General features: G+C 53.5%; 1 protein-coding gene. It reads right to left on the bottom strand.

Translation table 11 applies throughout. The annotated features are described in order from the left end of the window. Positions 1-708, bottom strand: a protein-coding gene (locus VWZ81_RS17935) for an IS5 family transposase (protein WP_416543450.1) whose coding sequence is annotated in 2 segments (ribosomal slippage) — positions 1-414 and positions 414-708 — 709 coding nt annotated over the 2 segments. Because the reading frame shifts where the segments join, the coding sequence is not laid out codon by codon here. This gene is flagged as partial in the annotation. Between the last annotated feature and the right edge of the window lie 2 nt (positions 709-710).

Raw genomic sequence — 710 nt, 5'->3', positions numbered from 1 at the left:
TTGTTTGAATGATTGTTGCTGCGATGGAAATGAAAGCCGTGAAGCTCTGATCGGTTTTACATGATCGCATCGCTATGCCTCTGTTTTCCTTGAGCTTGCCAAAGTAATTTTCGATCAGGTGCCGCCATTTGTAGGTTTCCTTGTCGAACTCTGCCGGAAACTTCCGGTTGGATTTCGGCGGTATGATGGGGGTGATGCCCCGATCCGTCAGGTCGTTGCGCAGCCAATCTGCGTCGAAGGCCCTGTCCGCCAGAAGGTGACCGGCTGTCAGATCGCGGATCAGCGTATCGGTCTCGCGCAAGTCGTGGGCTTGCCCGGGCATCAGACAGAAATCAACGAGGTTTCCAAGCGCATCCGTCAGCGCCAGTATCTTCGTTGTTATGCCTCCGCGTGAGCGCCCAATGGCCTGGCAAAGAGTCCCCCTTTTGCGCCCTGACCCGAGCGGTGGACCTTGACGATAGTTCCATCGATCATGGCGTATTCGAGGTCGGCGTTTGAGGCTAATACTTTGAACATATGATGGAAAATGTCCGCTTTGACCCATCTGCGGAACCTTTTGAATACAGAGTTCCACTTGCCAAATTCATCCGGCAATTCACGCCATTGCGCCCCTGTGCGGACGATCCACAGAACAGCTTCCACAAATAGGCGCGGGTCGCGCCCAGTTTGTCCTGGATCAGTAGATTTTCCAAGACAGAACGGTTCGATGA

Origin of the sequence: Phaeobacter sp. JH20_34, from assembly GCF_048056095.1 — a bacterium.
GTDB lineage: Bacteria > Pseudomonadota > Alphaproteobacteria > Rhodobacterales > Rhodobacteraceae > Phaeobacter > Phaeobacter bryozoorum.
This window is presented reverse-complemented; position numbering and strand designations above follow the sequence as displayed.